The 26,591-nt window shown below is 35.3% G+C and carries 39 protein-coding genes and 1 tRNA gene; 34 read left to right on the top strand and 6 right to left on the bottom strand.

All coding sequences use genetic code 11. The annotated features are described in order from the left end of the window. The first annotated feature begins 38 nt into the window (after positions 1–38). The 6 genes from IGL23_RS11205 (at position 39) to rpmG (ending at position 7,748) form a co-directional block, all read left to right on the top strand. On the top strand, positions 39–902 hold the full coding sequence (locus tag IGL23_RS11205; protein WP_033595539.1) for an aminoglycoside 6-adenylyltransferase: 864 nt from the start codon (positions 39–41) through the stop codon (positions 900–902). 146 nt (positions 903–1,048) lie between these two features. Then, complete coding sequence (locus IGL23_RS11200; protein ID WP_033595537.1) at positions 1,049–2,494, top strand: L,D-transpeptidase family protein; 1,446 nt, start codon at positions 1,049–1,051, stop codon at positions 2,492–2,494. Positions 2,495–2,659: 165 nt separating this feature from the next. Continuing rightward, positions 2,660–2,839 carry a 2-hydroxymuconate tautomerase gene (locus IGL23_RS11195; RefSeq protein WP_002356318.1) on the top strand — a complete coding sequence of 60 codons (180 nt, stop codon included), beginning with the start codon at positions 2,660–2,662 and terminating at the stop codon, positions 2,837–2,839. 396 nt (positions 2,840–3,235) lie between these two features. Next, positions 3,236–5,173 (top strand): threonine--tRNA ligase, encoded by a 1,938-nt coding sequence (gene thrS, locus IGL23_RS11190; protein WP_002359397.1) that lies wholly within the window; start codon positions 3,236–3,238, stop codon positions 5,171–5,173. A gap of 164 nt (positions 5,174–5,337) precedes the next feature. Next, positions 5,338–7,473: a peptidoglycan D,D-transpeptidase FtsI family protein gene (locus IGL23_RS11185; RefSeq protein ID WP_002359399.1), complete on the top strand. Its 2,136-nt coding sequence runs from the start codon at positions 5,338–5,340 to the stop codon at positions 7,471–7,473. Positions 7,474–7,598: 125 nt separating this feature from the next. After that, entirely contained in the window at positions 7,599–7,748 is a 150-nt protein-coding gene (rpmG, locus tag IGL23_RS11180) for a 50S ribosomal protein L33 (protein WP_002356321.1), read from the top strand. Between the two features lie 102 nt (positions 7,749–7,850). On the opposite strand, the gene IGL23_RS11175 is transcribed toward rpmG, so the two are convergent. Continuing rightward, on the bottom strand, positions 7,851–9,032 hold the full coding sequence (locus IGL23_RS11175; RefSeq protein WP_002367292.1) for a tyrosine-type recombinase/integrase: 1,182 nt from the start codon (positions 9,030–9,032) through the stop codon (positions 7,851–7,853). 176 nt (positions 9,033–9,208) lie between these two features. Beyond that, complete coding sequence (locus IGL23_RS11170) at positions 9,209–9,970, bottom strand: hypothetical protein (protein ID WP_002367291.1); 762 nt, start codon at positions 9,968–9,970, stop codon at positions 9,209–9,211. A gap of 11 nt (positions 9,971–9,981) precedes the next feature. On the opposite strand from IGL23_RS11170, the gene IGL23_RS11165 reads away from it, so the two are divergent. Then, positions 9,982–10,215: a hypothetical protein gene (locus IGL23_RS11165; protein WP_002367290.1), complete on the top strand. Its 234-nt coding sequence runs from the start codon at positions 9,982–9,984 to the stop codon at positions 10,213–10,215. Positions 10,216–10,240: 25 nt separating this feature from the next. On the opposite strand, the gene IGL23_RS11160 is transcribed toward IGL23_RS11165, so the two are convergent. Both IGL23_RS11160 and IGL23_RS11155 read right to left on the bottom strand, forming a co-directional pair. Beyond that, positions 10,241–10,585, bottom strand: coding sequence for an ImmA/IrrE family metallo-endopeptidase (locus IGL23_RS11160; protein ID WP_002367289.1), 345 nt, complete (start codon positions 10,583–10,585; stop codon positions 10,241–10,243). Positions 10,586–10,603: 18 nt separating this feature from the next. Further along, positions 10,604–10,936 (bottom strand): helix-turn-helix domain-containing protein, encoded by a 333-nt coding sequence (locus IGL23_RS11155; protein ID WP_002367288.1) that lies wholly within the window; start codon positions 10,934–10,936, stop codon positions 10,604–10,606. A gap of 307 nt (positions 10,937–11,243) precedes the next feature. Here IGL23_RS11155 and IGL23_RS11150 point away from each other — a divergent pair, with 307 nt between their 5' ends. After that, a complete protein-coding gene (locus tag IGL23_RS11150) occupies positions 11,244–11,426 on the top strand; it encodes a hypothetical protein (protein ID WP_010707138.1) in 183 nt (60 codons plus the stop codon). Here the strand turns inward: IGL23_RS11150 and IGL23_RS11145 are convergent. Next, positions 11,423–11,632: a hypothetical protein gene (locus IGL23_RS11145; RefSeq protein WP_010717381.1), complete on the bottom strand. Its 210-nt coding sequence runs from the start codon at positions 11,630–11,632 to the stop codon at positions 11,423–11,425. The two genes, IGL23_RS11150 and IGL23_RS11145, sit on opposite strands and share 4 nt — an antisense overlap. 83 nt (positions 11,633–11,715) lie before the next feature. Between IGL23_RS11145 and IGL23_RS11140 the strand changes: the two genes are divergently transcribed. The 11 genes from IGL23_RS11140 (at position 11,716) to IGL23_RS11090 (ending at position 17,482) form a co-directional block, all read left to right on the top strand. Beyond that, on the top strand, positions 11,716–11,892 hold the full coding sequence (locus tag IGL23_RS11140; protein ID WP_002367285.1) for a helix-turn-helix domain-containing protein: 177 nt from the start codon (positions 11,716–11,718) through the stop codon (positions 11,890–11,892). Positions 11,893–11,907: 15 nt separating this feature from the next. Beyond that, positions 11,908–12,177, top strand: a complete 270-nt coding sequence (locus IGL23_RS11135) for a hypothetical protein (protein ID WP_002367284.1) — start codon at positions 11,908–11,910, stop codon at positions 12,175–12,177. 34 nt (positions 12,178–12,211) lie between these two features. Further along, complete coding sequence (locus tag IGL23_RS11130) at positions 12,212–12,391, top strand: hypothetical protein (RefSeq protein WP_002367283.1); 180 nt, start codon at positions 12,212–12,214, stop codon at positions 12,389–12,391. Between the two features lie 66 nt (positions 12,392–12,457). Then, the gene (locus IGL23_RS11125) at positions 12,458–12,757 is read left to right on the top strand and encodes a hypothetical protein (RefSeq protein WP_010717380.1); all 300 of its coding nucleotides are present in this window, start codon (positions 12,458–12,460) and stop codon (positions 12,755–12,757) included. Next, the gene (locus IGL23_RS11120; protein ID WP_002367281.1) at positions 12,754–12,978 is read left to right on the top strand and encodes a hypothetical protein; all 225 of its coding nucleotides are present in this window, start codon (positions 12,754–12,756) and stop codon (positions 12,976–12,978) included. The genes IGL23_RS11125 and IGL23_RS11120 overlap by 4 nt, the downstream gene beginning before the upstream one ends. A gap of 100 nt (positions 12,979–13,078) precedes the next feature. Next, complete coding sequence (locus tag IGL23_RS11115; protein WP_010717378.1) at positions 13,079–14,044, top strand: recombinase RecT; 966 nt, start codon at positions 13,079–13,081, stop codon at positions 14,042–14,044. Beyond that, positions 14,007–14,822, top strand: coding sequence for a PD-(D/E)XK nuclease-like domain-containing protein (locus IGL23_RS11110; RefSeq protein WP_002367279.1), 816 nt, complete (start codon positions 14,007–14,009; stop codon positions 14,820–14,822). The genes IGL23_RS11115 and IGL23_RS11110 overlap by 38 nt, the downstream gene beginning before the upstream one ends. A 14-nt stretch (positions 14,823–14,836) precedes the next feature. Beyond that, positions 14,837–15,592, top strand: a complete 756-nt coding sequence (locus IGL23_RS11105) for a DnaD domain-containing protein (RefSeq protein WP_010717376.1) — start codon at positions 14,837–14,839, stop codon at positions 15,590–15,592. Between the two features lie 11 nt (positions 15,593–15,603). Continuing rightward, positions 15,604–16,455: an ATP-binding protein gene (locus tag IGL23_RS11100; protein ID WP_010717375.1), complete on the top strand. Its 852-nt coding sequence runs from the start codon at positions 15,604–15,606 to the stop codon at positions 16,453–16,455. A 138-nt stretch (positions 16,456–16,593) separates the two neighbouring features. After that, positions 16,594–16,863: a hypothetical protein gene (locus IGL23_RS11095; protein ID WP_002365122.1), complete on the top strand. Its 270-nt coding sequence runs from the start codon at positions 16,594–16,596 to the stop codon at positions 16,861–16,863. Positions 16,864–17,011: 148 nt separating this feature from the next. Next, positions 17,012–17,482, top strand: a complete 471-nt coding sequence (locus IGL23_RS11090) for a DUF1064 domain-containing protein (protein ID WP_002365121.1) — start codon at positions 17,012–17,014, stop codon at positions 17,480–17,482. Here IGL23_RS11090 and IGL23_RS11085 read toward each other — a convergent pair. Continuing rightward, positions 17,476–17,862, bottom strand: coding sequence for a hypothetical protein (locus tag IGL23_RS11085; protein WP_101008770.1), 387 nt, complete (start codon positions 17,860–17,862; stop codon positions 17,476–17,478). The two genes, IGL23_RS11090 and IGL23_RS11085, sit on opposite strands and share 7 nt — an antisense overlap. Positions 17,863–17,910: 48 nt before the next feature. Between IGL23_RS11085 and IGL23_RS11080 the strand changes: the two genes are divergently transcribed. The 15 genes from IGL23_RS11080 (at position 17,911) to IGL23_RS11010 (ending at position 26,588) form a co-directional block, all read left to right on the top strand. Next, positions 17,911–18,516 (top strand): hypothetical protein, encoded by a 606-nt coding sequence (locus IGL23_RS11080; protein ID WP_002405946.1) that lies wholly within the window; start codon positions 17,911–17,913, stop codon positions 18,514–18,516. A 15-nt stretch (positions 18,517–18,531) separates the two neighbouring features. Beyond that, complete coding sequence (locus IGL23_RS11075; RefSeq protein ID WP_101008769.1) at positions 18,532–18,738, top strand: hypothetical protein; 207 nt, start codon at positions 18,532–18,534, stop codon at positions 18,736–18,738. A gap of 17 nt (positions 18,739–18,755) precedes the next feature. Further along, positions 18,756–19,214 (top strand): hypothetical protein, encoded by a 459-nt coding sequence (locus tag IGL23_RS11070; protein WP_137273878.1) that lies wholly within the window; start codon positions 18,756–18,758, stop codon positions 19,212–19,214. A gap of 12 nt (positions 19,215–19,226) precedes the next feature. Beyond that, a complete protein-coding gene (locus IGL23_RS11065) occupies positions 19,227–19,439 on the top strand; it encodes a hypothetical protein (protein WP_170965501.1) in 213 nt (70 codons plus the stop codon). Further along, positions 19,436–19,618 (top strand): hypothetical protein, encoded by a 183-nt coding sequence (locus IGL23_RS11060; protein ID WP_137273876.1) that lies wholly within the window; start codon positions 19,436–19,438, stop codon positions 19,616–19,618. The genes IGL23_RS11065 and IGL23_RS11060 overlap by 4 nt, the downstream gene beginning before the upstream one ends. 193 nt (positions 19,619–19,811) lie before the next feature. Continuing rightward, positions 19,812–20,021 carry a hypothetical protein gene (locus IGL23_RS11055; RefSeq protein WP_137273874.1) on the top strand — a complete coding sequence of 70 codons (210 nt, stop codon included), beginning with the start codon at positions 19,812–19,814 and terminating at the stop codon, positions 20,019–20,021. A gap of 574 nt (positions 20,022–20,595) precedes the next feature. After that, complete coding sequence (locus IGL23_RS11050; protein WP_002367269.1) at positions 20,596–21,063, top strand: ArpU family phage packaging/lysis transcriptional regulator; 468 nt, start codon at positions 20,596–20,598, stop codon at positions 21,061–21,063. A 300-nt stretch (positions 21,064–21,363) separates the two neighbouring features. Then, a tRNA-Trp gene (locus IGL23_RS11045) sits at positions 21,364–21,435 on the top strand. Between the two features lie 150 nt (positions 21,436–21,585). Beyond that, entirely contained in the window at positions 21,586–21,993 is a 408-nt protein-coding gene (locus IGL23_RS11040) for a hypothetical protein (protein ID WP_114679411.1), read from the top strand. Continuing rightward, positions 21,993–22,370: an HNH endonuclease gene (locus tag IGL23_RS11035; protein ID WP_010782959.1), complete on the top strand. Its 378-nt coding sequence runs from the start codon at positions 21,993–21,995 to the stop codon at positions 22,368–22,370. Before IGL23_RS11040 ends, IGL23_RS11035 begins: the two co-directional genes overlap by 1 nt. Before the next feature lie 2 nt (positions 22,371–22,372). Beyond that, on the top strand, positions 22,373–22,507 hold the full coding sequence (locus IGL23_RS11030) for a hypothetical protein (RefSeq protein ID WP_263864580.1): 135 nt from the start codon (positions 22,373–22,375) through the stop codon (positions 22,505–22,507). A gap of 110 nt (positions 22,508–22,617) precedes the next feature. After that, on the top strand, positions 22,618–23,070 hold the full coding sequence (locus IGL23_RS11025) for a P27 family phage terminase small subunit (protein WP_002365107.1): 453 nt from the start codon (positions 22,618–22,620) through the stop codon (positions 23,068–23,070). After that, positions 23,067–24,794, top strand: coding sequence for a terminase large subunit (locus IGL23_RS11020; protein ID WP_099434269.1), 1,728 nt, complete (start codon positions 23,067–23,069; stop codon positions 24,792–24,794). Before IGL23_RS11025 ends, IGL23_RS11020 begins: the two co-directional genes overlap by 4 nt. A 23-nt stretch (positions 24,795–24,817) precedes the next feature. Further along, a complete protein-coding gene (locus IGL23_RS11015; RefSeq protein ID WP_002388450.1) occupies positions 24,818–26,044 on the top strand; it encodes a phage portal protein in 1,227 nt (408 codons plus the stop codon). Beyond that, a complete protein-coding gene (locus IGL23_RS11010) occupies positions 26,016–26,588 on the top strand; it encodes an HK97 family phage prohead protease (protein WP_002393805.1) in 573 nt (190 codons plus the stop codon). The genes IGL23_RS11015 and IGL23_RS11010 overlap by 29 nt, the downstream gene beginning before the upstream one ends. The last annotated feature ends 3 nt before the right edge of the window (positions 26,589–26,591 follow it).

Raw genomic sequence — 26,591 nt, 5'->3', positions numbered from 1 at the left:
TGTTTTAATAGAAACTTTTGAAGAGAGGGAGCGAATGCATGCGTACAGAAGAAGAAATGTTTCAACTTATTATGGATGTAGCAAAACAAGAAGAACACATTCGAGCCATGGGAATGGTGGGTTCTCGCACGAATGTGAAAGCGCCAAAAGATAGTTTTCAAGATTTCGACATTGTTTATATTGTAGAACCATGTGCTGAGTTTTTTGAAACAGCAACGTGGACAGCAAAATTTGGTCAACCATTAATTATGCAACGTCCCAAGGAAATGACCTTATTTCCCACAGAACCGAAGACGCGGGAAACATTTTTAATGTTATTTGAAGATGGCCAACGTATCGATTTAACATTGTGTCCTCTCGCAGAAAAAGACAATTGGCATGAAGGCGATTCTTTAGCAATTATCTTGTTAGACAAAGATGAAAATTTGCCGCCTTTACCTGTAGCATCTGATAAAAATTATACAGTAACAGTTCCGAATCAGCAGCAGTTTAACGATTGTTGCAATGAATTTTGGTGGGTTAGTACGTATGTAGTTAAGGGGCTTTGTCGGAATGAACTATTTTACGCTGTCACACATCTCTATGAATATTGTCAGCAGGAACTGTTGCGCTTGCTTTCTTGGCAAGCGGCTTGGCAGGAACCGGAGCCAATTTCTGTTGGGAAACAATTTAAGTATCTGAAAAATTATGTCACTCCTGACACGATGGATCAATTAGCATCATTGCTGGATTTTTCTAGTAAAGAAGCTTGTTGGAACAGCTTAATAAAGACACAAGCCTTTTTTGACGTCGTCGCTCAGGATTTTGCTAAAATGGCCCAGTTTACGTATCATTTACAAGAAGCAAAAAAAGTCACAGAGTATACAAATTCTTTAAGATTAAAGGATTTACAAGGAAAATAAGCTGAAAACAACGTAAAAATAGTGTATAATTGAAAAAATTAATCTGCGAGAGAAAGGGAAGTTTTTTTGATTGTAGATCACCGCAGTTGTTTGTTGCCTAGATTCTAAGAAATAAACCTAAAATTATTGATATAAAGGATGAACAAATGAAAAAAGAAGAAATGCAAATGCGTAATACACGTCGCCAAAAAACAGGAAAAAATAGTAAAAAGAAAGTAATTATTACTTCTTTGGTTGGACTAGCTCTGGTTGCTGGGGGCAGTTATGTTTATTTTCAAAGTCACTTTTTACCAACCACAAAAGTAAATGGAGTTTCTGTAGGCTGGTTAAATGTAAATGCTGCAGAAGAAAAATTAGCGCAAGTTAATCAAACCGAAGAAGTTGTGGTTCAAACTGGGACAAAAGAAGAAAAAATTCAACTTCCTAAAAAATACCAATTGGATCAAAAATTTTTAAAAGACCATTTACACAGTAGCAAGGTGAAGCTACCGTTAAACGAGGCATTCAAAAAAGAACTAGAAGCCAAATTAGCGACTTTAAGTTTTCCAGAGGGGAAACCAAGCAAAAATGCGAGTATCCGTCGAGGAAATGGCACTTTTGAAATTGTTCCTGAAGAACAAGGCACAGTAGTGGACACACAGCGCTTAAATCAGCAGATTATTGCGGATGTTGAAGCGGGAAAAGGCAACTATCAATACAATGCCAAAGATTTTTATAAAGCCCCTGAAATTACAAAAGAGGATCAAACGTTAAAGGCAACATTGACAACGCTCAATAACAAGTTAAATAAAACAATTACAGTTGATATTAATGGTGAAAAAGTAGCCTTTGATAAAACACAAATTCAAAACGTGCTGAATGATGATGGCACAATCAACAAAGAAAAACTAACTACTTGGGTGACACAATTAGAAACAACATATGGTTCTGCTAATCAACCAGTTTTATTTACAGATGTTCACGGCACGACACGTCGTTTTAAAAACAACGGAAGTTATGGCTGGTCGATTGATGGGGCCAAAACGCAAGAACTACTAGTAAACGCGCTGAATAGCCAAGAACCAACGAATGCAATCACTGCTCCGTTGGTTGGCGATACCAAAGAAAATAGTAAAATAGCCAATAATTACATTGAAATTGATTTAAAAGATCAAAAAATGTATTGTTTCATTGATGGCAAAAAAATAGTCACCACAGATGTCATTACTGGCAGATATAACAAAGGAACCGCAACAGTACCAGGATTCCATACAATTTTATATCGGACAACCGATGTGAATTTAGAAGGTCAAATGCTTGATGGTTCTCGATACAGTGTGCCAGTAAAATATTGGATGCCGTTATTAAGTCAAGGGGGCGTTGTCACACAAATTGGGATTCATGACTCCGACCATAAATTGGATAAGTACGGCGATAAAGAAGCCTTTAAAACCGATGCTGGTAGTAATGGCTGTATCAATACGCCAGGAACAGAAGTTTCAAAAATCTTTGATGTATCCTATGACGGAATGCCGGTAATTATTTACGGACATATCTATGATGATGCACCAGGTGAATTTGATAAACCTGTAGATTACGGCGAAGAAGTATAAAAAGAGATATTAGGCAAGACCGTACTTTGGTCCAGCTGTGTATCTGAAAAGTAAAAATTGGAGACGTCAACCGTAACGACTGACGTCTCCAATTTTTTATTGACAAGCGTCATAACCCGCTCTATGATACAAACAGAACAAGCAATTTAAATTGGGGGAACGAAGATGCCATTTGTACATGTAGAATTAATTGAAGGCCGCACAGAAGAACAGTTAACTAATATGGTCAAAGATATTACAGAAGCTGTGTCAAAAAACGCTGGTGCACCAAAAGAGAATATCCATGTGATTGTCAATGAATTGAAAAAAGACCGCTATGCACAAGGCGGCGAATGGAAAAAATAAGTTTTCAGAGAATTTCTGTTGAATCACTTGCTTTTTCTGAAAATAAGTGGTTAAATAAGTGCATAAATGATTGATGAGAAAGACAACTGAACTTGCCCGCGATCTATTAGAGAGGAAAATCTTGGCTGAAAATTTTCCAGATTGGCACAAGGGATGACCACTTTCGAAACCTTTGTTGAAACAAAGGCGGTCGCACCGTTAACACGCTAGAGGAACACAGATTATTTGTGTTCAAAATTAGGTGGAACCACGATATTTTCGTCCTAGTATTCGTTAGAATACTAGGACTTTTTGTTTTTTAACAAGGGGAACAGGTGGCTGTTTCGTTTCATTGTGAAAAACAGGAACACAATGAAACGCTTCAAATCAAAAAAATTAAAAGGAGAGAATTTTATTATGTCTATTCACATTACTTTTCCAGATGGCGCTGTTAAACCGTTTGATTCTGGGGTTACAACATTTGATGTTGCTAAAAGCATTAGCAACAGTTTAGCCAAAAAAGCTTTAGCTGGTAAATTCAATGGTGTTTTAATCGATTTAGATCGTCCTATCGTAGAAGATGGTTCGCTTGAAATCGTGACACCTGATCATGAAGATGCTTTAGGAATTTTACGTCATTCATCAGCTCATTTAATGGCTAATGCCTTACGCCGTCTTTTCCCTAACATTAAATTTGGCGTAGGTCCTGCGATTGATTCTGGGTTCTATTATGATACAGATAATGGAGAATCCCCTGTGACAGCGGAAGATTTACCTGCAATTGAAGCCGAAATGATGAAAATTGTGAAGGAAAATAACCCAATCGTTCGTAAAGAAATCTCACGTGCAGAAGCGTTAGAATTATTTGCTGATGATCCTTACAAAGTTGAATTAATTACAGATTTGCCAGAAGATGAAATCATCACTGTCTATGATCAAGGCGATTTTGTCGATTTATGTCGTGGCGTTCACGTCCCTTCGACAGGACGGATTCAAGTCTTTAAACTACTTTCAGTGGCTGGTGCTTATTGGCGCGGAAACTCTGACAATCACATGATGCAACGGATTTATGGCACTGCCTTTTTCGATAAAAAAGATTTAAAAGAATTTATCAAAATGCGCGAGGAAGCCAAAGAACGTGACCACCGTAAATTAGGAAAAGAATTAGATTTATTTATGGTTTCACAAGAAGTTGGTTCAGGGTTACCTTTCTGGTTACCAAAAGGCGCAACCATTCGTCGTACAATTGAACGTTATATTGTGGACAAAGAAATTAGCTTAGGTTACCAACATGTGTATACACCAATTATGGCAGATGTGGAATTATACAAAACATCTGGTCACTGGGATCATTACCATGAAGATATGTTCCCACCAATGGATATGGGTGATGGCGAAATGCTGGTATTACGTCCAATGAACTGTCCACACCATATGATGGTTTATAAAAATGACATTCATAGTTACCGCGAATTGCCAATTCGAATCGCTGAATTAGGGATGATGCACCGCTATGAAAAATCTGGCGCATTATCAGGGTTACAACGTGTTCGTGAAATGACTTTAAACGATGGCCATACTTTTGTTCGTCCTGACCAAATTAAAGACGAATTTAAACGTACTTTGGAGTTAATGGTGGCAGTCTATGCTGACTTTAACATTACAGATTATCGTTTCCGCTTAAGCTATCGTGATCCAAATAATACAGACAAATATTTTGATGATGATGCGATGTGGGAAAAAGCGCAAGCGATGTTAAAAGCTGCCATGGATGAATTAGAATTAGATTACTTTGAAGCAGAAGGCGAAGCTGCCTTTTACGGTCCGAAGTTAGATGTTCAAGTAAAAACAGCTTTAGGAATGGAAGAAACATTATCAACCATCCAATTAGACTTCTTATTACCAGAACGTTTTGACTTAACTTATGTTGGCGAAGATGGTGAAAATACACATCGCCCAGTTGTTATCCACCGTGGTATTGTCTCAACAATGGAACGATTTGTGGCTTACTTAACAGAAGTTTACAAAGGCGCTTTCCCTACTTGGTTAGCACCAATTCAAGCAACTATTATCCCAGTTTCTGTAGAAGCGCATTCTGAGTATGCTTATGAAATCAAAGAACGTTTACAAGCACAAGGCTTACGTGTTGAAGTCGATGATCGTAACGAAAAAATGGGCTACAAAATTCGGGCCTCTCAAACCCAAAAAGTACCTTATCAATTAGTGGTCGGGGACAAAGAAATGGAAGACGCAACGGTGAACGTCCGTCGTTATGGAAGCAAAGAAACGTCTGTCGAAGATTTATCAATTTTCATTGACAGCATGGCTGCTGAAGTTCACAATTACAGCCGTTAAAAAAAGAGAAAAAGTCAAAAGGACTTCTGAATTCAGAAGTCCTTTTGACTTTTTTCAACAACAAAATAATTAAATATTTCCTTAGAGCTGGGAATAATCCTGATTTTTTGACTATTTTTTGTTACAATGAGAATGCGAAACTTTTTAGTGAAGGGACTAGAGGTATGAAGAAAAACTCATTTATAGATAAAATAAAAAAAACAGATGCCGCAGCAAAGAGTCAACGAGGTAGAAAGCCACATATTCCTTTTCGATTGAACTTATTATTTTTTGTGATATTCACTTTATTTGTTTCATTAATTGTCCGTTTAGGGTATTTACAGATTGTAGAAGGAGAAGAGTTTAACAAAAAAATCACTGCCAATTCTTCACTACAAATCACGACACCATCCCCTCGAGGACAAATTTATGATTCACAAGGAAAAGTCTTGGTTTCTAACAAAGCCAATTTAGCAATCACTTACACACGAGGAAAAAATATTGAAGGAAAAGATATTTTACCGATTGCGAATAAAGTTAACGAACTTATTAACGTTCCAGTTGATCCAAACTTAACGGATCGTGACAAAAAAGATTATTGGTTAGCGAATCCTGAAAATTTAAAAGCAGCCCAAGCCCGTTTAACCGATCAAGATAAAGAAGATGAAAAAGGCAACAAAATTACGGACGAAGGCACATTATATGCCAAAGCAGTTGAAAAAGTCACCCCTGAAGAAATTGCGTTTGATGACCGAACCTTACAAGCAGTAACGATTTTTAAACGAATGAATGCAGCGTCACAAATGAACACGGTCTTCATCAAGAATGAAGGGGTAACAGAAGGTGAAATTGCGACAATTGGTGAACACACAGCGGAAATATCTGGTGTTTCAACAGGGACTGATTGGACGCGTGATTATTCTCAAAGTGGCGCATTACGTAGCCTGTTGGGCACCGTTTCAACTGAAAAACAAGGATTGCCAGCCGAAGAAGTCGATGAATATTTGAAAAAAGGCTATGCACGAAATGACCGTGTTGGAACTAGCTATTTAGAAAAACAATATGAAGACGTTCTACAAGGTAAAAAAGCAAAATCAGAAGTCGTTTTAGACAATAATGGAAAGATTGTTTCACAAACCCCAATTTCCAAAGGGGAAAAAGGCTCCAACTTAAAATTAACGATTGATTCAAATTTCCAAAACAAAGTTGATGAAATTTTACAACGAAACTATTCACAAATAGTCAAAACCATTGGACCATACTCAGAAAATGCGTATGTCGTTGCTATGAACCCTCAAACAGGAGCTATTTTAGCGATGTCCGGATTTCATCATGATTTAGCAACTGGAGAAGTCACACCTAATCCTTTAGCACCTATTTTGAATTCTGAAGTTCCTGGATCAGTTGTGAAAGCAGGTACTTTAACAGCGGGTTATGAAACAGGCGTCATTAAAGGCAATGATGTTTTAACAGATGAAGCTATTTTACTAGCAGGTAGTAATCCAAAAGCTTCTTGGTGGAATGCTTCTGGCGGAACAACCATGCAATTAACTGCGGAGCAAGCGTTAGAATATTCTTCGAATGCCTATATGATGAAATTAGTCTTTAAAATGATGGGTGTGAATTATTATCCCAATATGATTTTCCCTTATGAAGTAGGAGATGACACTGTCTTTAAAGAATTAAGAAAAGCTTTTGCAGAATATGGTATGGGAACGAAAACTGGAATTGATATACCAGGAGAAACAACAGGAATTCAAAACAAGGACTTTAAGGATTCGTCATCTGCGCCACAAGGCGGTAATCTTCTTGACCTATCTTTTGGGCAATATGATACCTATAGCGCGTTACAATTAGCACAGTACGTTTCCACTGTCGCAAATAATGGCATCCGCGTACAACCCCATGTGGTAGAAGGAATCTATGGCAATGATGAAAATGGAGCTTTAGGAAAAATTTTAAAAGAAATTGAACCAAAAGTTTTGAATAAGGTGAATATTTCTGAAGACCAGATAGGAATTCTTCAACAAGGTTTCTATAATGTGGTAAATGGAACTAGTCCTTTTACAACTGCACGTGGTTTAAAATCAGACAAGTTTTCGATTGCTGCTAAAACAGGGACCGCCGAAACGCAAGCAACAGATGCTAATGGAGTAAACCATACAACGGTTAATAGTAACTTGGTGGCTTATGCGCCGTACGAAAATCCTGAAATTGCAATTAGCGTTGTTTTACCACACTTAAATGATGAATCTTCCAAACCAAATCAAACGATTGCCAAAGAAGTTTTAGAAGCGTATATGGAAATGTACAAAAAATAAAATTTGTAAAGTAGTTCTACTTTACAAATTTGCCCAAAAGGGTAGTCAAATGACAAAAAAAATGGTATGATATTCAAGTCTAAGAAATCTCTTGGAAAGATCAATTATTAGTAGGAGGGGAAAACATGCGCGTAAACATCACTTTAGAGTGTACTTCTTGTAAAGAACGTAACTACTTAACAAATAAAAATAAACGTAACAATCCTGATCGTTTAGAAAAACAAAAATATTGCCCACGTGAAAGAAAAGTTACTTTACACCGTGAAACTAAATAATTTATTTTAATATAGCCTAGAATCCTTGCTTTATAAGGGTTCTAGGCTCTTTTTTTGTTGTTAGGAATTTACTGATTTAGTTATTGATGTAGATTTGCTATTTTAAAAATTTACATAGCTACTGAAAGCATCTGTTGCTTCTTTAGTAACTTCATCAGAAATATGAGTGTAAGTATCCATAGTTATTTGTAAAGAAGAATGTCCTAAACGTTCTTGGATTATTTTAGACCTAACGTTATCTGATTCGAATAATAATGTTGCGTGGGTATGCCGAAAACCATGACAACCAATAGAATGTAAGTTAGCTTTTTCTGCCAATCTTTTAGAACGTTGGTAAATGTCTTGACTTCGGAACATGGTACCATCAATTTTTGTAAAAATGAGTTGTGTTTTAAATCCACCTTTTTTCATTAAAGCTTCATGCTGTCTAAGTTTCCATTTTTTTAAGATATAAGCAGTCTTGTTATCAAAAGAAATTTTACGAATAGAATTGGGAGTTTTAGGATCGTTTATAGTCAATCCATTTGTACTGATAGCAGTAGTTTTATTTATATTAACTACCTGCTTTTTTAAATCAATATCATTCCAATTCAATGCTAAAGCTTCACCAACACGTATACCAGTAAAAGAAAGTAAGCGAAAAATAGCACAGTCTAAGTCGGCATAGTATTTTAGAACTAAACTTTCTTCTTTGGCTTGATTGGCAATGCTATCAGCTGTATTTAAGAAATGTTCCAGTTCGTCTTTTGTATAGAACTTTCTTTTTGTATTCTTTTCTAATTTCTTTAGCGAACTAGGTTTAGTTATTTTCTTAAATGGGTTTGAGTCTATTATTTCTAAACCAACAGCATAGTCACAAACACGAGAAGCATAACTTAAAAGTACTTTTCCCATTTCATTCTTTTTATACCATTCATTAACAGATTTTTGCACGATCTTGACTGTTAAACGCTCAAGTCGCATTTTCCCGAATGTGGGCAAAATGTGTTTTTTCATACGTCGTTCAGTAGCGATGAATGTGGATTCCCTAACTGTTTTTTTGTATTCGTCCAACCACATATAATAAACTTCTTCAAAAGTGGTTAAACGAGTATGCTCGTTAGCTAGATTTCCATTATCAAAATCTATTTTTTTTTGATTAAGCTTGAGCTGTGCTTCTTTTTTTGTATTACAGTTTCTGATAGTGACATTAATTTGTTTTCCAGTTAAATAATCTACGCCTAAATAGGCAGTTACTTTCCAGTATTTTTTTCCTTTTTTTGTATATTGTTTAAAAGTTGCCATTTTTTATCCTTTCCACTTGGGCAAGCGAATAGAAGGAATGACAAATTTCTAGCACCTCCTTATTAAATTTTAAAGCCCCTAGCATGAATCGAACACGCTAGAACTCACCAGAGAGGGGGATTTATAGTAGAAATTATGTTATAATTGGCCTATGAAGAGGTCATCCAATTTTGATGTTAGTCGTTTCTTGATGCGCTAAAATGAAAAGCAATAGGATTTATTTTTCTGTTCCAGTTATATTCGAAATTTGGGTTGTAATGCATTTTTAGGGAGAAGTTTTTAATTAACGAAAGAATAGCTTCATGTACTATTTGCCTCATAATCGCTAAGTGTATGTCTGTGAATTGAACTGGCTGATTATTATAATCAGGAGACCCTCCTAAAAATATGTGATTATTTGATTGTGGTGGAATCTGAAAGCCAGTAGTTCCTTTAATCAATGAACTGTAATTACTATCGATTGTAGGATCAAAGTGAGCACCGCCATCTTGATTTGCTAAAGTGATAATGATTTTACCTCTTGAAAAGTCACTATTTTTCCCAACTCTAAAAATTGTCCCATTCCACCAATCATCAAAAGAAAGTTCGATATGTCTTTTTTTTAGTGGATTAAATAAAAATGTATCGTAGTATCCAACCTTGGGTGGTTGTGCTAAAAATCTGGCACAATAAATACTACCGTAAAAGATTTCTTGTTTGATTGGATAATCAATAAAACTATACATTTTGAGTGATTTTTTACTTTCTATTTGATTTATCAAGCTATGAGAAGTTCGAGAATCGTAAAATAACATTCTCAAAGTGGCAGAAGAACGTTTTATCATATTAAACATTCCGTTATCGTATGCTTCAGAATCCAAGATTAAGGCTTCTACACTTTCGACTAATTGTTGTTTAGTTTCTTCAGGTAATCTGTTAACTCTATAATTTTTTTTCATGAGGTGATAAAATGACAACTCCTTCCGAATTAGTTCCAATAAAAGAAATTAATGATATCTGGGGCAGTCCTAATGTCGAAACTATGTGTTCCGTTTTTGATAATACACCAAATATCACAAAAGAAATATTAGTTCATTTATTGGCAGGGTATCCTATTGTTGATTTAAGCGATGGTGAGTATATACATTTTTTTCAGTTGGATGATGAAGCTATACAGTTTATAAAAGAAAAAAATATTCTTTAGTCCGTGTTCCCAGCACGGACTTTTTTTATTTCAAATAAATTTCTTGTCCCATTTTTAAGTTGTAATGAGCTATAACATTTGAGTAATTGTATTGTCCTTCATATTTTTCGATTAAGCTTCTAAACATATATTGTTCTGCTTCGGATTCCATCTTAGAACGAAAAACAGGAATTTTATACAATTCCATTATATCCACATGGTCTTTTACGTGCTTTAACTCGTGATATATTGCTTCTTCTTGTTCTGATGGTGTTAAATTTTGATTTACAAATATGATACCGTAGGTAGGGTCGAAACATGCGCGTTTGTTCAAAGTAGTAAAAACTAACTCCACATTATATTCTTCTACCAACTCTTTGATACTTTTCATATAAGCACAACCTTTGACTTATTTCCCGAATCTACCCTTTAAATATGCACGAATAACTTCTCTGTCATGATCATCAAGTGGTTCACCGTCAAAACTCATGACGTTATCCAGTACATCATTTAAATCGTCAGATGGTTTAGCACCAGCTTGGTTTGGATTTTCAGTACGACCTAATAAATAATCAACAGAAACATTAAAATAATTGGCTACAGCTTCAAGTTTATCCGAAGAAGGTGTTCGCTTATTCCATTGATAAATAGTATTTCGTCCAATATTTATTTCTTCTTCAAGCTGATAAATAGACACATCTCTATCTTTTGCTAGTTTTTTTATACGTTCCAAAAGGTTCATATGAAAGCATTCTCCTTCTAGTTACGCGTTATTTACAAAAAAAGTTAGTAAAAATGTTTGACATTTACAATATTTGTTAGTAATATAATCACGTAAGCTAATTTATTAGCTAATAAGTTCTCAAATAAAACCTATAAACAAAACTTGAAAATCGTTGGGGAACGGTAAAAGTATTGTTTTAGAAGGCTTTTAAAGTCTTATTTAGCTATGGGTTCATTTTACAATATGTGTTAGAAAGTGTCAACGAATTTTATTGAATTAGCTAATTTTTTAGCTTACAAATTAGAGATGAAAGGGAGTGAAGGGAATGGATAAAATCAAAAATAAGCCCCAAGTTACTGTGAATAACAAGGGGCAATCGCAAGTTCAAAAAATCGATGAATTAATTGACCGGCAACTATCTCATTTTAGCAAGAGAATACCTGCTGATTTAGAGATGACTCAAGCGCTAGTTCAATTATTATTAGCACGTATGCTTGCTAAATTTTAATCAGCTAAAAATTGGAAGGACAAAATATCTTCTGTTTGAATTGCAACATTTTGGCCATCACCTTTTAGGTTTAATGATTTTGCATTTCTTATATCAGAGGCAGTAATAGTTTCAGGATCAAACGTTTTACCATCTAAAATAATTTGATCAATTTCATAAAATACTTGTTTTTCTTTTACCTTGAAATTAATTATAACTCTATTCATATCATCCACCACCTTATCAGTTATTTCAGCAGACCACTTGCTGATAAGGAAATTATATCAAAAAAAGAAAGTGAGGTAATTAAATGTCACAAGATTTAGCTATCGAAGTAAGAGCAGCACTAATTCGTGCAGGGAAAAACCAATCTTGGTTAGCGAAACAATTAGGGATTTCAAGTCCGTACTTATCAGATATTCTTCATGGTCGTAGACGTTCAGAAGAGCAAGTTCGGAATATCAAAAAAATATTAGATATTAGATAGGAGGTATAGGTAAAAGTGGAAGTGATTTTAACTCCAGAAAATGAAGCTTCTCTAAGAGATTTTGTACATGGAATTATTGTAGATGAAATAGAAAAAGTACGAAGAGATACGGCAGTTGATAAGCGAGTCTTAAATCAAACAGAGATTGCAAAATATTTCAATGTATCCACAACAACAATAAGGGAATGGGAGAAGCTAGGTCTTCCACATGGATCAGTAAGTAAGCAAGGGAAGTTCTACGACAAAGAAGAGTGTCGCAGATGGCTTCTATCACAAAAAAGATAAATCTTGGGCAAGCGAAATTTAGGGAGGAAATAATATGAAAAAAATATATCACTTAAGACGTATAGCGGCATTGCTAATCGTTTTTGGCTTGGGGCTTTTAGTAGGTGGCAATGTTGGACCATTAATCCAAAACAGTTATATAGCAGCTTTTATCGTTTGGTTGCTCTATTACGATTTAGCGTTAGAAGATCGAGAAATAAAAAAACAAAAATAAAGACCCACTTCGACGGCCATCAAAGTAGGTCAATTACAAATATCAAATTCAAGGAGAGTGTACCACATGAATAAAGAAATTGAAAGAATGATTATTGAACTTGAAAAAGAATGTAAGGCACAGAATGTTGAACTTCTTCTATGTGCCGCAAATTTTGAAACAGACCAAGGAAGTACTGTGTTTTGTGGTTCAGTTATCGGGTTAGCTATACTCTTGCAAAAATTATTAGGTGATCTAAAAGAGCAATTAAGCATAAGCGAATCTTGTGATTGCCCAGAATGCGTAGCAGAAAGAGCCGAAGATGCTGCAAATGAAAAATCTATGGATGAATTACTAACTGCATTTTTAAGAGGTGAACTGCAATGATTGAAGTAAGAGGTTTAAGTGATGATGTTTACGAATTAATGTTAGCGAATGCTCAAAATAGGATTGTTCAATCAATTCGAACTGCAGCAGCAAATGGTAACACAAGTTGCGTAGTGAATAGTAAAGGTCTTACATCAACGTTTTTATCTCAATTAGAAACAGAAGGATTTGATCACGTTGAACTTGAAGAAAACAAAACGAAAATATTTTGGGAGTGGTGAAAATGCCTGAATTTGATTCATTAGGAGCTAGACAAGAGCCGCTAGAAGAAAAAGAAGCATTAGAGCCAACATGGGAATATGACGAAGAAGAGGAGAATCAATGATGGGGGAAATTATTTTACAAAAAGACGTTACTGATGCAGTTTCTAACAGAATTAAAGGTTTAGAGCAGGATGGGTTACAATTGCCAGCTAATTACAATGCATCGAATGCTCTAAAATCAGCATGGTTTGCAATTCAAAAAGTACAAGATCGAAATAAAAGACCTGCTTTAGAAGTTGTTACAAAAGAATCTGTTGCTAACACTTTATTAGATATGGTTGTTCAAGGCCTAAGTCCAGCAAAAACCCAATGTTATTTTGTTGTTTATGGAAAAGAGTTACAAATGCAACGATCATATTTTGGAACACAAGCCGTTTTGAAACGTTTATCAAATGTTAAAGATATTTGGGCGGAAGTTGTTCACAAAGGTGATGTGTTTAGGATTGGCAGTGAAAAAGGCAGAACAGTCGTTAAAGAATTTGAGCCAGACTTCGCAAATCAAGACAATGAAATTATTGGTGCTTTTGCAGTAATTGAAAAAAACGATGGCGAACGTGTTTATACCGTTATGACAAAAAAAGAAATTGACAAATCTTGGAGCAAAGCGAAAACAAAAAATGTTCAAAATGATTTTCCAGGAGAAATGGCTAAACGTACAGTAATCAATCGAGCCGCTAAAACATTTATCAATACAAGCGATGATAGTGATTTACTGACAGATGCGATTAATAGAACAACAGAATACGAATATGATGAAAACAGACGTAAGGAAGCAGAACCAGTTGCAGATACAGCAATAGCACTTGAAGAAAAATTATTTGCCAACAATAAAAAAGTTATTGAGCAAGAAAACGATATTGAACAAGCAAACCCAATTGAAAAAGAAGATTTAACGAAAACGGCTGAACAAATTTTAGAAGAACCAGTTCAGGAAACTTTAGATGTGATGGCTGGTTATGAAACCAATCAGAAAGAGAGTGAAGCTGATGTCTCAACGATTGAAGAAGACGATTATCCTTTCTGATGAAAATTATTATTCACAAGAAGCGGACCTAGCTTATATGTCTGTCTCTCAATATAAAAAATTTCTTGAATGTGAAGCTGCAGCTCTTGCCAAGTTAAAAGGCGAATGGACACCAGAAAACGATCCTAAAGCATTACTAGTTGGTAATTATGTTCATTCTTACTTTGAATCACCAGAAATTCATGAAGCATTTAAAAAAGAAAACAAAAGCAAGATGTTTTCTTCAAGAAAGCCGTTTGGGCTACTGAAAGATTTCCAAATTGCCGAGCAGATGATTGAAAGATTAAAACAAGAAGAAGCCTTTTTAAATATTTATCAAGGCGAAAAAGAAGTGATCGTCACAGGTGAAATCGGCGGTGCAATGTGGAAAGGGAAAATTGATTGTTTAAATTTAGAAGAAAAGTACTTTGTAGACATCAAAACAACCAAAGATATACACGAGAAAAAGTGGGATGAACGTTTAAACAGAAAAGCAAATTTTATTGAACGCTTCGGTTACGTGTTGCAAATGGCTGTTTATTGCGAACTGCTTCGGCAACAATATGACAAAAATTTTCTTCCTCTCATTGCAGCTGTTTCGAAACAAACACCTAGTGAAGCAAAACTCATCACTCTTAGTGAAGAAAAAATGATTTACGAATTAGAAGAATTAAAAGAAAACATCGAGCATGTTGTGCGAGTTAAAAATGGTGAGGAAGCACCAGTTAGTTGTGGAATTTGTGAATATTGTAGAGGACACAACAAAATTACAAATTTTACCAGTATGGACGATTTATAGGAGGTGCATAACGAATGAATGCTGGTTACGTCAAATTGTATCGTAAGGTAATGGATTCATTCGTATGGACTAATCCTTACATGTACAAATTGTGGAACTTGTGTTTGATGAAAGCTAGCCACGAAAACAGAAAATTTCTTTTTAATGGAAAAGAAATATGGTTGAACAGCGGAGAATTCGTCACAGGGCGCGACGCAATAACGTTTGAGATGAATAAAGGTGTCAAACGTGAACATCAAGTGAACAGCGGTTCTGTATGGAGATGGTTAAAACGATTTGAAAAAGAAGGAATGTTGAACATCAAATCAACTACGAAATACAGCGTCATATCAATAAATAACTGGGATGATTATCAAGCAAGTGAACATCAAGTGAACATCAAACGAACAACAAGTGAACAACAAGTGCACACAAACAAGAATGAAAAGAATGAAAAGAATGAAAAGAATGTTGTAGTAGTAGAAGAGCAGCAGTCAGTTTTTCAACTTTATCAATCAATTTTCGGAATGCTAAATTCGGTCACTACTCAAAATTTAGAGTACTGGTGTAATGATTTATCAACTGAATTAGTAAGTGAAGCTTTAAAAATTTCCGCAAAATCAAATGCTAGAAATTTCAAATATACAGAAAGCATTTTGAGAAATTGGGAACAAGAAGGCGTTAAAACTTTAGATGATGTAAAAGCTTTAGCCGTAAAAAGAGAACGTAATACAACCAAGCAACAGAAATCAAACACAGGTCATTCGGATTACGATGATCTTGGATTTTAGGAAGTGAAAGAATGCAGTCAGCATCAGATGGATTTTCAAAAATGATTAAAACGTTGCTTTATATCACACCTGATCCATGTCCAGAGTGCGGAGGAAATCTTTATGCGTGGCGTGCCAAAAATAAAGATGGGTCCGATAGATGTCCGCCAACGTGCATGGAATGTGGCTATAAAGCACGCAAAAAAGCAGAAGACCTCGAAACAGAGAAAATGTTTAACGATAGTTTGAAAGCTAGAGCGATTAATTACTTGAAGTACAGCTCTCTTTATACCGACAAAAATTTAATTAATTGTCGGTTTAAAACTTACAAAACAGTAGACACAGAAACTAAGCTTGCTTTTGAAATTGCCAATCAAGCCACGACTGAAATTCTTTTGAATAAACCAATTCATATGATTCTTTCAGGAAAAAGCGGTGTTGGTAAAAGTCATTTAGCTATGTCAACGGCTTGGGAAGTGTTGGAGAAATCAAACTATGATAAACGTTGTCTGTTCATTAGCTATGCGGAACTCTTAGAACAGCTAAAATTTGCGATGAATGATGAGCAAGCCAGAAAAGAAATAACAGGTAGTTTGATGGCAGAAATCAAAAGCGCAGATTTAGTAGTTCTGGACGATTTAGGAGCCGAGTTGGGAGTTAAACAAATTGATGATAGGAATAAAAGTACTAACTTCAATAACGACACCTTGAATCGCATTGTAGAAGCTCGGCAGAATAAAGCAACAGTGTTTACAACGAACTTAACAGGTAAAGAAATGAGCCAAGCTTATGGGGAGAGAATCCTTTCTCGCATCATGAGTAATTCACAAGGTTTTGTAATGAAAATTGAAGGAACATCAGACAAACGAGTAGCAGGCATCTGAAATGTTATTTTTAGCGAATATATTCAGCGTATAACAGTTTTACAATCAAGCGAATATAAATAGATGTAAAGAAAGAAAAAAGGCTTAAAACGCATTTTAAAGCCTTAAAAACAAATCGATAGAAAGGGGAATCATTCAATGCCGTATGTAGTGAAAATTTCAGCTTATCTTGGCAAAGATGGTCGACCAGTAGCCAATTTAAAAGATGCTGTGCTATTTGAGCAAAAAGAGACAGCAGCTATTGCAACAATCGTATCTGGCGGAACTGTTTCAGAAGTAAAGGAAGCCATCATAATGCCAGAAAAACCGAATAGGTATACAGCAAAATCTACCAAAGTAGATTTTAAAAAGGAACCAATTGAAAAAGCAACAAAAGATAACCAAGCTTGGATGAAAGGGGCTAAATGAGAATGAAGTGTGTTAGATGTCAAGATCAGCGTGTGATTTGGGGAAAAGACAGATTTAATTATGCAACACCTATTCCATGCCCAGAATGCAACAAAGATGGAAAAGCAGTTCGAGCGGAAACTGCGACCAAGGAAAGGGAGTTAAAACAATGCAATCACCAACAGCCCTGAATAAGCGAGGAAATAAAGTCACGATTGATGGTTACACATTTGATAGCCAGAAGGAAGCTAACTTTTATACAAAGTTTGTCAAAAATTGTGGGTTACCTTTTGAAGTTCATCCGCGTTTTAAACTAACCGAACTTACACCAACTGCGGATGGTATAGGCAAAATTTCGGCGATAGCTTATTCACCTGATTTCATCATAAAAAACTTAGATGGGAGTTGGAGACATGTCATTGATATTAAAAACTCTTTTGGCGTGTATGGTATTGACCAATCCGTTAAGCTTCGTTTTCGTCTATTTGCCCTTAGATATGGTCATCCAGTTGAAGCGATTGTTGTTCGTGCTAGAGATTTTAAAGTGATCACACAAGGCGTGACTAAGCCTTTAAACGAAAAAAGACCATTCATAACCGATAATTTCGATTACGAATGGAAAGATGCAACTAATTATTGATTAAAAAAATGAGTAACTAGAAGAGTAACAATTGCAGAAACAATCGCAGAAACTATTGAACTAATGAATCCAATAAAAGTTTTTTCTGCAGTGGGATGATTATAGAAGAATTTCTGTTTTCTCAAATATTCTTCACCACTAGGTGTTAGCATGGGATCTTCTAATCTCAAAATTTGATAAATAGTATCTATAATCTCATATTCAACTCCCACTACGAATTTGTTGTCGATAGCTTGTACAATGGCGGCTGTACTATCTTCTGGTAGTACTTCGGCATATGGTAGCCCTCTAGAATCTTGTCGGTCAGCTTTAAATTCATTATTTTTAATAGCTATAAGAAAATCTTTTATGGTTCTAACAGGATTTTTATTTGTTCGCATCAGTAGTCACCTCTAAAAAAATAATACCAAAGAAAGTAGGAAAATAAAATGACAAAACAAGTAAATTTTAGACCAGAAGTGAAAAAAGTGACATCTAAATCAAACGGAAATATCGAAGTGCTATTAGTGGTTAGCAACGCTTCATTAAAAGGAAAATATGAAAGTTTAAACGAATTTTTAGGCAAAACAGTATCAACGACTATTGAACCAGAAACTGTAGAGTATAAGGTGCCAGTAAACAAACAGACAAATAAACCAAATGTCGAATACGTTGTAAATAACGATGGAACAGTTGAAGTTCTAAAAGAAGAACAAACTTCTTTAGAAATGGGCGATGATGTGCAAGAAGTCGAAGAAGTTGCTGTGCAAGTATCGAAAGAAACCATTGACGAATTCATCAAAAAAGCAACGACTATCGAATGGCCAGAATCAGTAACAATCAACGTTCGTGGCGTGTTGCATCGAATCGATGAAGGGGAAGCGCTAGAAGAAATTGCAGCTGATCATGATGTTTCAGTTGAAAATCTAATCAACCAAGTTGAACTTGCACGCCAACATTTTGCACCGTTTGCAGATTCTTGGAGCAAAAACAAAGAGAACATCATTTTCCCTGAAAAGACAGTTGAAGATGATGAAGAAGAAATCGAAGAATAATCTCGTAGAAAGTGAGTGTTCATTTTGCTTGAGATTTATTATACGCCAACATCCGCAATAATTGCGGATGCATTGGCTAAAACATATGAAGTTGTTTCTTTAGAAACAGCTAGAAATATTGCCAAAAATTTTAAGGCTAGTTTGAAGCAGAAAACGGACCTTTATGTGATTGAAAGCATTTTGATTGATGCTGGTTATAAAAAAGAGCCAGTGAGTTTGTAAGAAAGCGAGTTAAGAAGATGATTCCAAAAATAGAAGTATGGATGCATGATATGTCCGTTGGCTATCCTGTGTGGTTTGAAGTAGATTCAATTGATTATCTAGAAAATTCGTTTGTTATAGTAGATGAATTTGGAAATTCGCATGAGTTTTCTGGTGAAGGTCGTTTATTTAGAGTGAAAACTGAGGAGGAAAAACACATGAAATTTTACGAAATTAAAGAACCTTATTTTGCATTAATCGCTGCTAAAGATGAAAAACAATGTTTAAAACTTTACAAGGATATTGTTTGCGAAGTAGAAGACGAAAAAGAATTTTTCGATGATATGAAAACAATTGATAAATACGAAGCGTTCAAAATGCTTGCTAAAAGTCATATTGAAGATGGCGGAGAATTGGGCGCAGAAGAAGCTTTCAATCAGTTAGAAAATCTTGAAGCAAACGGCGAAGTATTGTTAATTGATGGCGGCTTGATTTAGGAGGTAATCGGAATGAATATTAAACAAGGTGACAAAGTGAAGTATATTGGTACAGCAATTCCCGAATATACTAATCAATTCTTAGTAGTGAAATCAGTATTAGGAAAAGGGTTGATTCTTGAATTTCCTGAGAAAAACAAAAGAAAATTTGCACTTGAAGGCGGCGGCATTTGGAACATGAACTCATTAGTTTGCGGATTTAACGAAATGGAGGAATCATGTTGAATAAACGCCAAAAAAATAAGCTATTCAAAAAGTGGCTAATCGCAAACGGATATAGCGAAGATGGGAATGTCAGGTGTGTAAAATGCGGTAAAAAAATTGATATGAATGATAAGTGGCAATCAACTTATCAAGCATATGATTCTACTTGTTATGGCAAAGCAATAAATGTATATCCATAGGAGGGACAGCGATGAAACGCAACTGGAAAAGAGTAATAAATAAATTCAGTGGCATTGCAATAATGATTCTTGTAGCAAAAGCAACCGTGAGCCATTTCGTGTATGGCAATGACATAACAAGCAGTGACTTCGTTTATTTCCTTTCATGCTCGTTTATTTTGGGATTAGGGCTATATTTAGGAGGTTCCTGTGTATGAGTTATCCAGAAGTTTATATTTTAGGACGACAAGTCGATGGCGTTTATGTTGAGTATTCAGAGCCATATTATTCAAAAATAGAAGCTGAACTTGATAAGCATCACTATGAAATGGGTCAATCAATGGCAGATGATGCTGGTTCTTTGAAAATTTTAAAGTATGGTAGACCGATTACAACAAAAAAACAGCCACGAATGGCTGTTTAAATCAATTGTACATTAGTTCATTGCACCTGTCGTTTGCTTGAACGAGGGTACTGAATTTTTCAATGTCAATATCTAATATCGATAAACATAGTTCAATGTTTCTTAGTTCTTTTAAATTTAATACGGCGTAAAAATGTGGAATCAAAAAATTGAGAGGAGTAACTTTTTGCGGTAGATTTGCTTTAATACGGGAAGAATACAGTCGATAGTTCAAGCTATAAACTTTGACGGGATAAAAATTAGTATTCATACGAACACCTACTTTCTGTCACTATTTAAGAGTAACATGAAATGTTAGTAATGTCGGTTACAAAATGTAAATATAAAGAAACCTTAACAAAAATATTTTAGATAGAGTAATATAAAAAAGCCAACCGACCACTGGTTGACTAAGAAGAATATTTTACCAGAAAATTGGTAGCTTGTGATATGTGAGGTTACTTTCCCCCAAACATTGGTCACAATAAAAATATTTTATCATGAGTAAAGAAAGCTGCCAATAAAAAAAGCCGGATTCCTCCGACCGTGGGTAATATTCTCGACACGAATATTATACCATAGGGGGAATCAAAGGATGGTACTTTTTGACGTAAAGAAATATGAAACACCAGATGCAAAGGACGTAGATATGGAGCAAACTAAACATAACGTCAGTGTATTCCTGTCTGCCTATCTTGCTGCTAGATGTCGTGTTGGCCAGCCGAGGGAACCAAAAGTAACAGCTTCATTCTCTTTGGTTCCACCATCAACGGCCAATAACGCTTTTGAAGCCGAGCAAATGTTAATCCAGAAAGAAGAAGCCCAAGAAGAGTTTGATTACCTTCATAAGCTTTTTGTTAGAGGTTATTCTGCGATTCAGCATCCGCACAAACCAGATGTAACGGAGAGAAGAAAAAGAATCTTCTATGATCGCTATATCAACGGCAATCCAATCTATCTAGCGGCACAACGAAACTGTATCAGTGAAGAATCAGTGAAACAAGAATCTAATATGATTATTGTTCAATTTGCTTCGGCACTGGAACTGGTTGCTTTTAAGTAGCCATTTATTACACTTTTTATACCTCTTTTATACACTTTATCTACACTTCATATACCTTTGAAACGAGTTATTATGATAGTGTCAAAAAAATAAGAAATGCGACACACTTACACAAAATTTAAACGGAACGATTGCCTACTTATTTTTTTGATTTGAGATTACAAGGAAGTAAAAAAATTCTACTTTCTTCGTTTAGTCACTTGTGATCTCATTTAGATTCTCTCGCAAACCACCAATTATAAAACTAAAGAAGTGAGGTGAATTTCCTCTCTCTTTTTTCTACAGGTTTGCGAGAGTTAATGGAGCATAGCTTAATCGGTAGAGCAGCGGTCTCCAAAACCGTTAGTATAGGTTCGAGTCCTATTGTTCCAGTAAGTGGCATAAGCTGCTTAAATAATATAGATCGTCAATGAATGTTCGGACAAACAAATTGGCGCTACTATCTTTCACGAGGGCTGCATTTATATGCAGTCCTTTTTGTTTTAAGTGTAGTAGAGTTTTCATTTTGAAAGGAGATAAACAATGCGTGTATTAATTAGAAGTTCAGCATTTGGTTCAGAGTATTGGGATACCGAAGAAAAAAGAAATGTGTTTGTTCCTAAAGGCCAAGACCCAGATTTTGAAGTTACTGAAAATCCTGAATCAATGCTAAGTAAAGAAGCTGATTTATATGTTGGTGGTTTACCAATTACTGTTGGGAATGTAACGATTGATACTGATGGAATTAAAGGCGAACGATTATTAACAACTGCAAGTGCTGCTGATGATGAAGAACAAGATGAGCTTGTTCCGTCTGATGATGAATCTGTTGTATTAGAAGAAATGAATGTAAAAGAATTGCGTGAATATGCAAAACGAAAAGGTATTGAGATTCCAAGTGCTGCACGTGCAAAAGGTGACATTCTCAATGTTATTAAAGAATCTGAATAATGCGCTATTGTCAGTTTGAAGGTTGCTCTAATACAACAGAAAAAGGAGCTTATTGTTCAGAACATGCTAGGAAGTCAAGAAAAAAGAAAAAGCAAATCAATGCTTATCATCATGACAACAAATCATTTTATCGAACAAAAGCATGGCAAGATGTCGCTGACTTTGTCTATGAAAGAGAAGGTGGTTGCTGTCAAAGATGTGGCCGTTTTGTATTTGGAAGGCAAGCACATCGGCATCATGTGATTCCAATCAAGAAGAACGAAATGCTCAAGCTTGATCCAAACAATATTCGTTTGTTGTGTCCGAAGTGTCATGTGATTGAAGAAAATGAAGCAGATGAGAAAAAAGTTTTTCCATCTTATTTTAGGAGGAAGTAAATATGAAACAGCAGTTAACAAAGCATTGGTGTATCAATCCTAAATGTAAATGGGAAATAAAAACACACAAATTGTTGGAAGGTTTAAAATGTCCGAAATGTAATTATCCAACTCAATTAAAAATTTTAAAAAAATGAAGCCCCCCTATCAAATTTGATTCAAAATTTTTGTCGGGGGATAGGGTAGGGGGCAGTCACGCGTGTCGTTAGGTCAAAAATTTTAAAAATAAAAGGGGGGTGTATAAAAAATGACCACAAAAGCGCAACGAAAAGCGATTATTGATGAAAAAGTTAATCACGAAAAAACGCGAATTTTAGAAATTATGCGCAAGTCTGATTTATACACTATTACTCTTGATCCATTGATTGAATCATACTTGGATATTTTTGAAGTTTACCAATACAAATACATGCTGTGGAAAGAAAAAGGATTTCCCGAAACCCAAAAAACAACAAACAAGGCTGGAGCTACCAACAATAGCAAGCATCCACTAGCGCAACAAGTCGAAGTTTGGGCCGATAAAAAAATGAAAGCATTAGATTTATTAGGATTGACCAATAAGTCAAAAACAGGCAGACAAATTACTGGAGGTTCAACAGCTAGAGCAGATGAAGAAATGAAACGGCCAGAAGAAAAGCCTGTAGATGAATTGGCAGAACATCGGAAAAAATGGCGTAAAAAGGCAGGGAATGAAACATGATTGAACCTGGTGTAAATTATGCTGATTTATTTGCGAAAGAAGTTCGAAAACATCCTAAGAAATATCCGAAAACGGTTCGTTTAGCAATAGATCGTTGGTATCGATGGAAGAAACGAAAAGATATTTGGTTTGATGTTGATCGTGCAAATGAAATGATGGACTGGGTAGAATCTTTTATTGTTCATACAAAAGGCGATATGGTAGGTAAACCATTTCTTTTAGAGTCATGGGAAAAATTCATTTATTCTTGGATTTATGGTTGGGTAAAAGAAAATGAAAAAGGGCAAGTAGTCCGTGTTACTCGTGAGGCATACGTACAAATACCAAAGAAAAATGGGAAAACATTAATAGCCGTAGGGGCGTTGGGATATGCTATGTATGGCGAAGGTGCCTTATCTGTCGATTGCTATGCATGTGCTTCTGATTTTGCTCAAGCCCAGTATGCTGCTAAGCCTTTTGCCGCTACTATCCTAAATAATCCAGTGCTATTAGATGGGACTAAAATATTTAAAGGTCCAAAAGGCACCGTTTCAAGTATTACGTATGACTATTTACATGGAGATATGGCTTATACAAATAAGTTTATTGTTCAGACAAAAAACATTGATAACATAGAAGGTTCCAATCCATATTTTGTTTTAAACGATGAGCTGCATAAACAAGAGAAAATGGAGCAGTACGATAACTTTAAATCTGCACAAATTTCATTGCCACAACCGTTAATGTTTAATATTTCTACAGCTGGTAAAGGAAGTAGTTCGGTTGGTATTCGTGTTTATAAAGAAGCAAAAGAAGTCTTGAAGCGCGATGATAATGATTCAAACTTTGTTTTGATTTATGAACCAAATAAGGGATACGATTGGACAGATAGAAAAGTTTGGGAAATGTGCAATCCTAACTGGGGAATATCTGTTGATTTGTCTGCTTTAGAATCAGCCTTTAAAACTGCGCAACGTTCCGCTCACTCGAAAGCTGAATTTTTAACGAAGCATTTAGATGTGTTTGTGAATGGTGCAGATAATTTCTTTGAACAAGATCAAGTGGAACCGTGTTTGGTTCCCACAAATGAATTAGGAAACTTAAGTGGTGAGCCATGTTGGATTGGTTTGGACTTATCTAAAAGCCGAGATTTAACTTGCGTATCATTAAATTTTCCTACATGGGATGCCGAAGGAAAAGCGATACTCAAAGTAAAACAATTATATTTTATTCCTAGTGAAAATATTGATTTTCGAGAAAAGGAAGATAATGTGCCGTATTCTGAATTAGCAGAACAAGGATTTGTTGAATTTTGTGATGGTAAGTTAATTGACCAAGAACAAATATTTCATTTTATTGAAGATTGTATGGATTTTTATGATGTTCAACAAGTCAATTATGATCCAGCGATGAGTGACCGATTAGTTGAAAAATTAGAAAATTTAGGCTTGGAATGTGTGCAAGTTGATCAGTACGCAAGAGTATTGAACTCGCCGCTTGAAGATGCCGAGCGATTATTTTATGAGCAAAGGATTATGTTTGATAATCCTTTATTTTTGTATTGCGCTTTAAATGTGGTTGTCAAAATGGATTTTCAAGGTCGTAAAGTACCAAGTAAAAACCAGTCAAAGAAAAAGATCGATGGATTTGTTGCTTTTCTATGTGCGCATAAGGAAACAATGGATCAAATGATTGATGTAAACGAAGATGATATGGATGAATATTTAGATTCTATCTATCGATAATAGAATAGAAAGGTGGTGAGATTTTGAAGCTAAGAGATAGACTTTCAAATGCAGTCTATGGATTTTTGGAAAAGCGTGGCTGGATTGAAGATATTTATGGCAATGTAACAAGATATTCACAACGTTTTGTTAACGATTCTTCTATTATGGAATCGTCTGATGTTTATGAATTGGTACAAGATATTTCTAATCAAGTTGCACTAGCAGAGCCAGTAGTAATTGGCCCTGATGGCGAAGAAGTCAAAAACCATTTCTTGCTAAACATATTGAAAAATCCTAATGATTATTTAACTGGTTTTGAATTTGCAAAGCTTGAAACAAATACATTGTTAATCAATGGAGAAGCTTTTCCTATTACAGATAATGACCAGTTACATTTAGGATATGGTGTTCAAACGAAATTAGATGATCGTTTGATTGAAAAATTTTCAATGAATGGCCAACCAATACCAGGGAGTATGATTCGTCATATAAAAAATATTGGTGTGGATTCCTTAAAAGGTGCTGGAATTATTGATCTTGCAAAAAGCACACTAGAAGGTGTTTTAAGTGCTGAAAAGGTTTTGACAGAAAAATATAAGAAAGGCGGTTTGCTCGCTTTCTTGTTAAAGCTGGATGCGCATATCAATCCAAATAACAGCGCTCAACAAAAGATAGTAAAAGCTATTTTAAATCAGTTGGAAGAAACGCAAGATAATGATAGTCATTCAGTTAAAATGATTCCTTTGGGCAAAGGATACTCAATTGATACTTTAAAAAGCCCAATTGATGATGCAGCTATTCTTAATTATTTGGGTGTTTACAAAAAAGACCTAGGAAAATTTTTAGGAATAGATGTAAATACTTATCAAGCATTAATGAGAACAGATATTGAAAAAGCAATGATGTATCTGCACAACAAAGCAATTAAACCAATATTAAAAAATAAGAGCGAGCATTACTCGGCTCTTTTTTTTGTGCCTAATTCTGGTTATCGAGTGGAATGGAAAATTAATATTTTGGACTTTGTACCTTATTCCACCAAAACAAATATTGGGTACAACATTGTTCGAACTGGTATTACCAGTCCTGATAATGTGGCAGAAATGCTTGGTTTTCCTAGACAAAATACTAAAGCAACACAAGCCGTCTATATTTCAAATGATTTAACGGAAATCGGCAAAAAGAATGCTACCGATAACTCATTGACAACAGAGGATGACTTGAAGGGAGGTGGTAAGAATGAAGAAACAGGAAATTCGGACATTTGACATCACAAACCTTAAAACAAGAAGCGAAGAAGATAGTCAAACACAGATTGTTACTGGCTATGCGGCGGTGTTTAATAGTCCAACAGAATTATGGGAAGGCCTAAATGAAGTGATTAAGCCTGGAGCTTTCAGTCGTGCTTTGTCAAATTCTGATGTTCGTTGTTTATTCGATCATGACTGGGGCAAAGTATTAGGGCGCACAAGAAGTGGAACTTTGAAACTTGAAGAAGATGATAAGGGACTACGATTTGAAGTTGAGTTGCCCAATACAACTGTTGCCAATGACTTGATTCAATCAATGTCACGTGGGGACATTAATCAGTGTAGCTTTGGTTTTTATCCAACGGAAGAAACTTGGGATTATAGTTCAGACCCAGTTTTAAGAACTATCCATGAAGTCGAATTGTATGAAGTTTCTATTGTTTCTTTGCCTGCTTACGAAGATACAGAAGCAGCACTAGCAAGAAACAAACAAGAAATGAAGCAAGATATTAAAACTAGAAAAAAATTAATTGAAAAAATTAAAACAGCGCTTGAAGCGTAGGAG

The sequence above is a fragment of the Enterococcus sp. MSG3299 genome, assembly GCF_050555765.1.
Lineage (GTDB): Bacteria > Bacillota > Bacilli > Lactobacillales > Enterococcaceae > Enterococcus > Enterococcus faecalis.
Note: the sequence above shows the minus strand (reverse complement) of the source record. Positions and strands in the feature narration are given on the sequence as shown.

Bases quoted from the DNA above. Each gene is read 5' to 3' on its own strand.
- IGL23_RS11115 (WP_010717378.1), top strand. From the start codon at position 13,079: ATGATGGGGGAAATTATTTTACAAAAAGACGTTACTGATGCAGTTTCT.
- IGL23_RS11080 (WP_002405946.1), top strand. From the start codon at position 17,911: ATGACAAAACAAGTAAATTTTAGACCAGAAGTGAAAAAAGTGACATCT.
- IGL23_RS11155 (WP_002367288.1), bottom strand. From the start codon at position 10,936: ATGAACCTTTTGGAACGTATAAAAAAACTAGCAAAAGATAGAGATGTG.
- IGL23_RS11110 (WP_002367279.1), top strand. From the start codon at position 14,007: ATGTCTCAACGATTGAAGAAGACGATTATCCTTTCTGATGAAAATTAT.
- IGL23_RS11120 (WP_002367281.1), top strand. From the start codon at position 12,754: ATGATTGAAGTAAGAGGTTTAAGTGATGATGTTTACGAATTAATGTTA.
- IGL23_RS11200 (WP_033595537.1), top strand. From the start codon at position 1,049: ATGAAAAAAGAAGAAATGCAAATGCGTAATACACGTCGCCAAAAAACA.
- IGL23_RS11185 (WP_002359399.1), top strand. From the start codon at position 5,338: ATGAAGAAAAACTCATTTATAGATAAAATAAAAAAAACAGATGCCGCA.
- IGL23_RS11090 (WP_002365121.1), top strand. From the start codon at position 17,012: ATGCAATCACCAACAGCCCTGAATAAGCGAGGAAATAAAGTCACGATT.
- rpmG (WP_002356321.1), top strand. From the start codon at position 7,599: ATGCGCGTAAACATCACTTTAGAGTGTACTTCTTGTAAAGAACGTAAC.
- IGL23_RS11165 (WP_002367290.1), top strand. From the start codon at position 9,982: ATGACAACTCCTTCCGAATTAGTTCCAATAAAAGAAATTAATGATATC.
- IGL23_RS11105 (WP_010717376.1), top strand. From the start codon at position 14,837: ATGAATGCTGGTTACGTCAAATTGTATCGTAAGGTAATGGATTCATTC.
- IGL23_RS11070 (WP_137273878.1), top strand. From the start codon at position 18,756: ATGATTCCAAAAATAGAAGTATGGATGCATGATATGTCCGTTGGCTAT.
- IGL23_RS11195 (WP_002356318.1), top strand. From the start codon at position 2,660: ATGCCATTTGTACATGTAGAATTAATTGAAGGCCGCACAGAAGAACAG.
- IGL23_RS11035 (WP_010782959.1), top strand. From the start codon at position 21,993: ATGCGCTATTGTCAGTTTGAAGGTTGCTCTAATACAACAGAAAAAGGA.
- IGL23_RS11025 (WP_002365107.1), top strand. From the start codon at position 22,618: ATGACCACAAAAGCGCAACGAAAAGCGATTATTGATGAAAAAGTTAAT.
- IGL23_RS11065 (WP_170965501.1), top strand. From the start codon at position 19,227: ATGAATATTAAACAAGGTGACAAAGTGAAGTATATTGGTACAGCAATT.
- IGL23_RS11130 (WP_002367283.1), top strand. From the start codon at position 12,212: ATGAAAAAAATATATCACTTAAGACGTATAGCGGCATTGCTAATCGTT.
- IGL23_RS11170 (WP_002367291.1), bottom strand. From the start codon at position 9,970: ATGAAAAAAAATTATAGAGTTAACAGATTACCTGAAGAAACTAAACAA.
- IGL23_RS11030 (WP_263864580.1), top strand. From the start codon at position 22,373: ATGAAACAGCAGTTAACAAAGCATTGGTGTATCAATCCTAAATGTAAA.
- thrS (WP_002359397.1), top strand. From the start codon at position 3,236: ATGTCTATTCACATTACTTTTCCAGATGGCGCTGTTAAACCGTTTGAT.
- IGL23_RS11205 (WP_033595539.1), top strand. From the start codon at position 39: ATGCGTACAGAAGAAGAAATGTTTCAACTTATTATGGATGTAGCAAAA.
- IGL23_RS11055 (WP_137273874.1), top strand. From the start codon at position 19,812: ATGAGTTATCCAGAAGTTTATATTTTAGGACGACAAGTCGATGGCGTT.
- IGL23_RS11100 (WP_010717375.1), top strand. From the start codon at position 15,604: ATGCAGTCAGCATCAGATGGATTTTCAAAAATGATTAAAACGTTGCTT.
- IGL23_RS11175 (WP_002367292.1), bottom strand. From the start codon at position 9,032: ATGGCAACTTTTAAACAATATACAAAAAAAGGAAAAAAATACTGGAAA.
- IGL23_RS11150 (WP_010707138.1), top strand. From the start codon at position 11,244: ATGGATAAAATCAAAAATAAGCCCCAAGTTACTGTGAATAACAAGGGG.
- IGL23_RS11095 (WP_002365122.1), top strand. From the start codon at position 16,594: ATGCCGTATGTAGTGAAAATTTCAGCTTATCTTGGCAAAGATGGTCGA.
- IGL23_RS11125 (WP_010717380.1), top strand. From the start codon at position 12,458: ATGAATAAAGAAATTGAAAGAATGATTATTGAACTTGAAAAAGAATGT.
- IGL23_RS11140 (WP_002367285.1), top strand. From the start codon at position 11,716: ATGTCACAAGATTTAGCTATCGAAGTAAGAGCAGCACTAATTCGTGCA.
- IGL23_RS11145 (WP_010717381.1), bottom strand. From the start codon at position 11,632: ATGAATAGAGTTATAATTAATTTCAAGGTAAAAGAAAAACAAGTATTT.
- IGL23_RS11050 (WP_002367269.1), top strand. From the start codon at position 20,596: ATGGTACTTTTTGACGTAAAGAAATATGAAACACCAGATGCAAAGGAC.
- IGL23_RS11010 (WP_002393805.1), top strand. From the start codon at position 26,016: ATGAAGAAACAGGAAATTCGGACATTTGACATCACAAACCTTAAAACA.
- IGL23_RS11160 (WP_002367289.1), bottom strand. From the start codon at position 10,585: ATGAAAAGTATCAAAGAGTTGGTAGAAGAATATAATGTGGAGTTAGTT.
- IGL23_RS11085 (WP_101008770.1), bottom strand. From the start codon at position 17,862: ATGCGAACAAATAAAAATCCTGTTAGAACCATAAAAGATTTTCTTATA.
- IGL23_RS11020 (WP_099434269.1), top strand. From the start codon at position 23,067: ATGATTGAACCTGGTGTAAATTATGCTGATTTATTTGCGAAAGAAGTT.
- IGL23_RS11040 (WP_114679411.1), top strand. From the start codon at position 21,586: ATGCGTGTATTAATTAGAAGTTCAGCATTTGGTTCAGAGTATTGGGAT.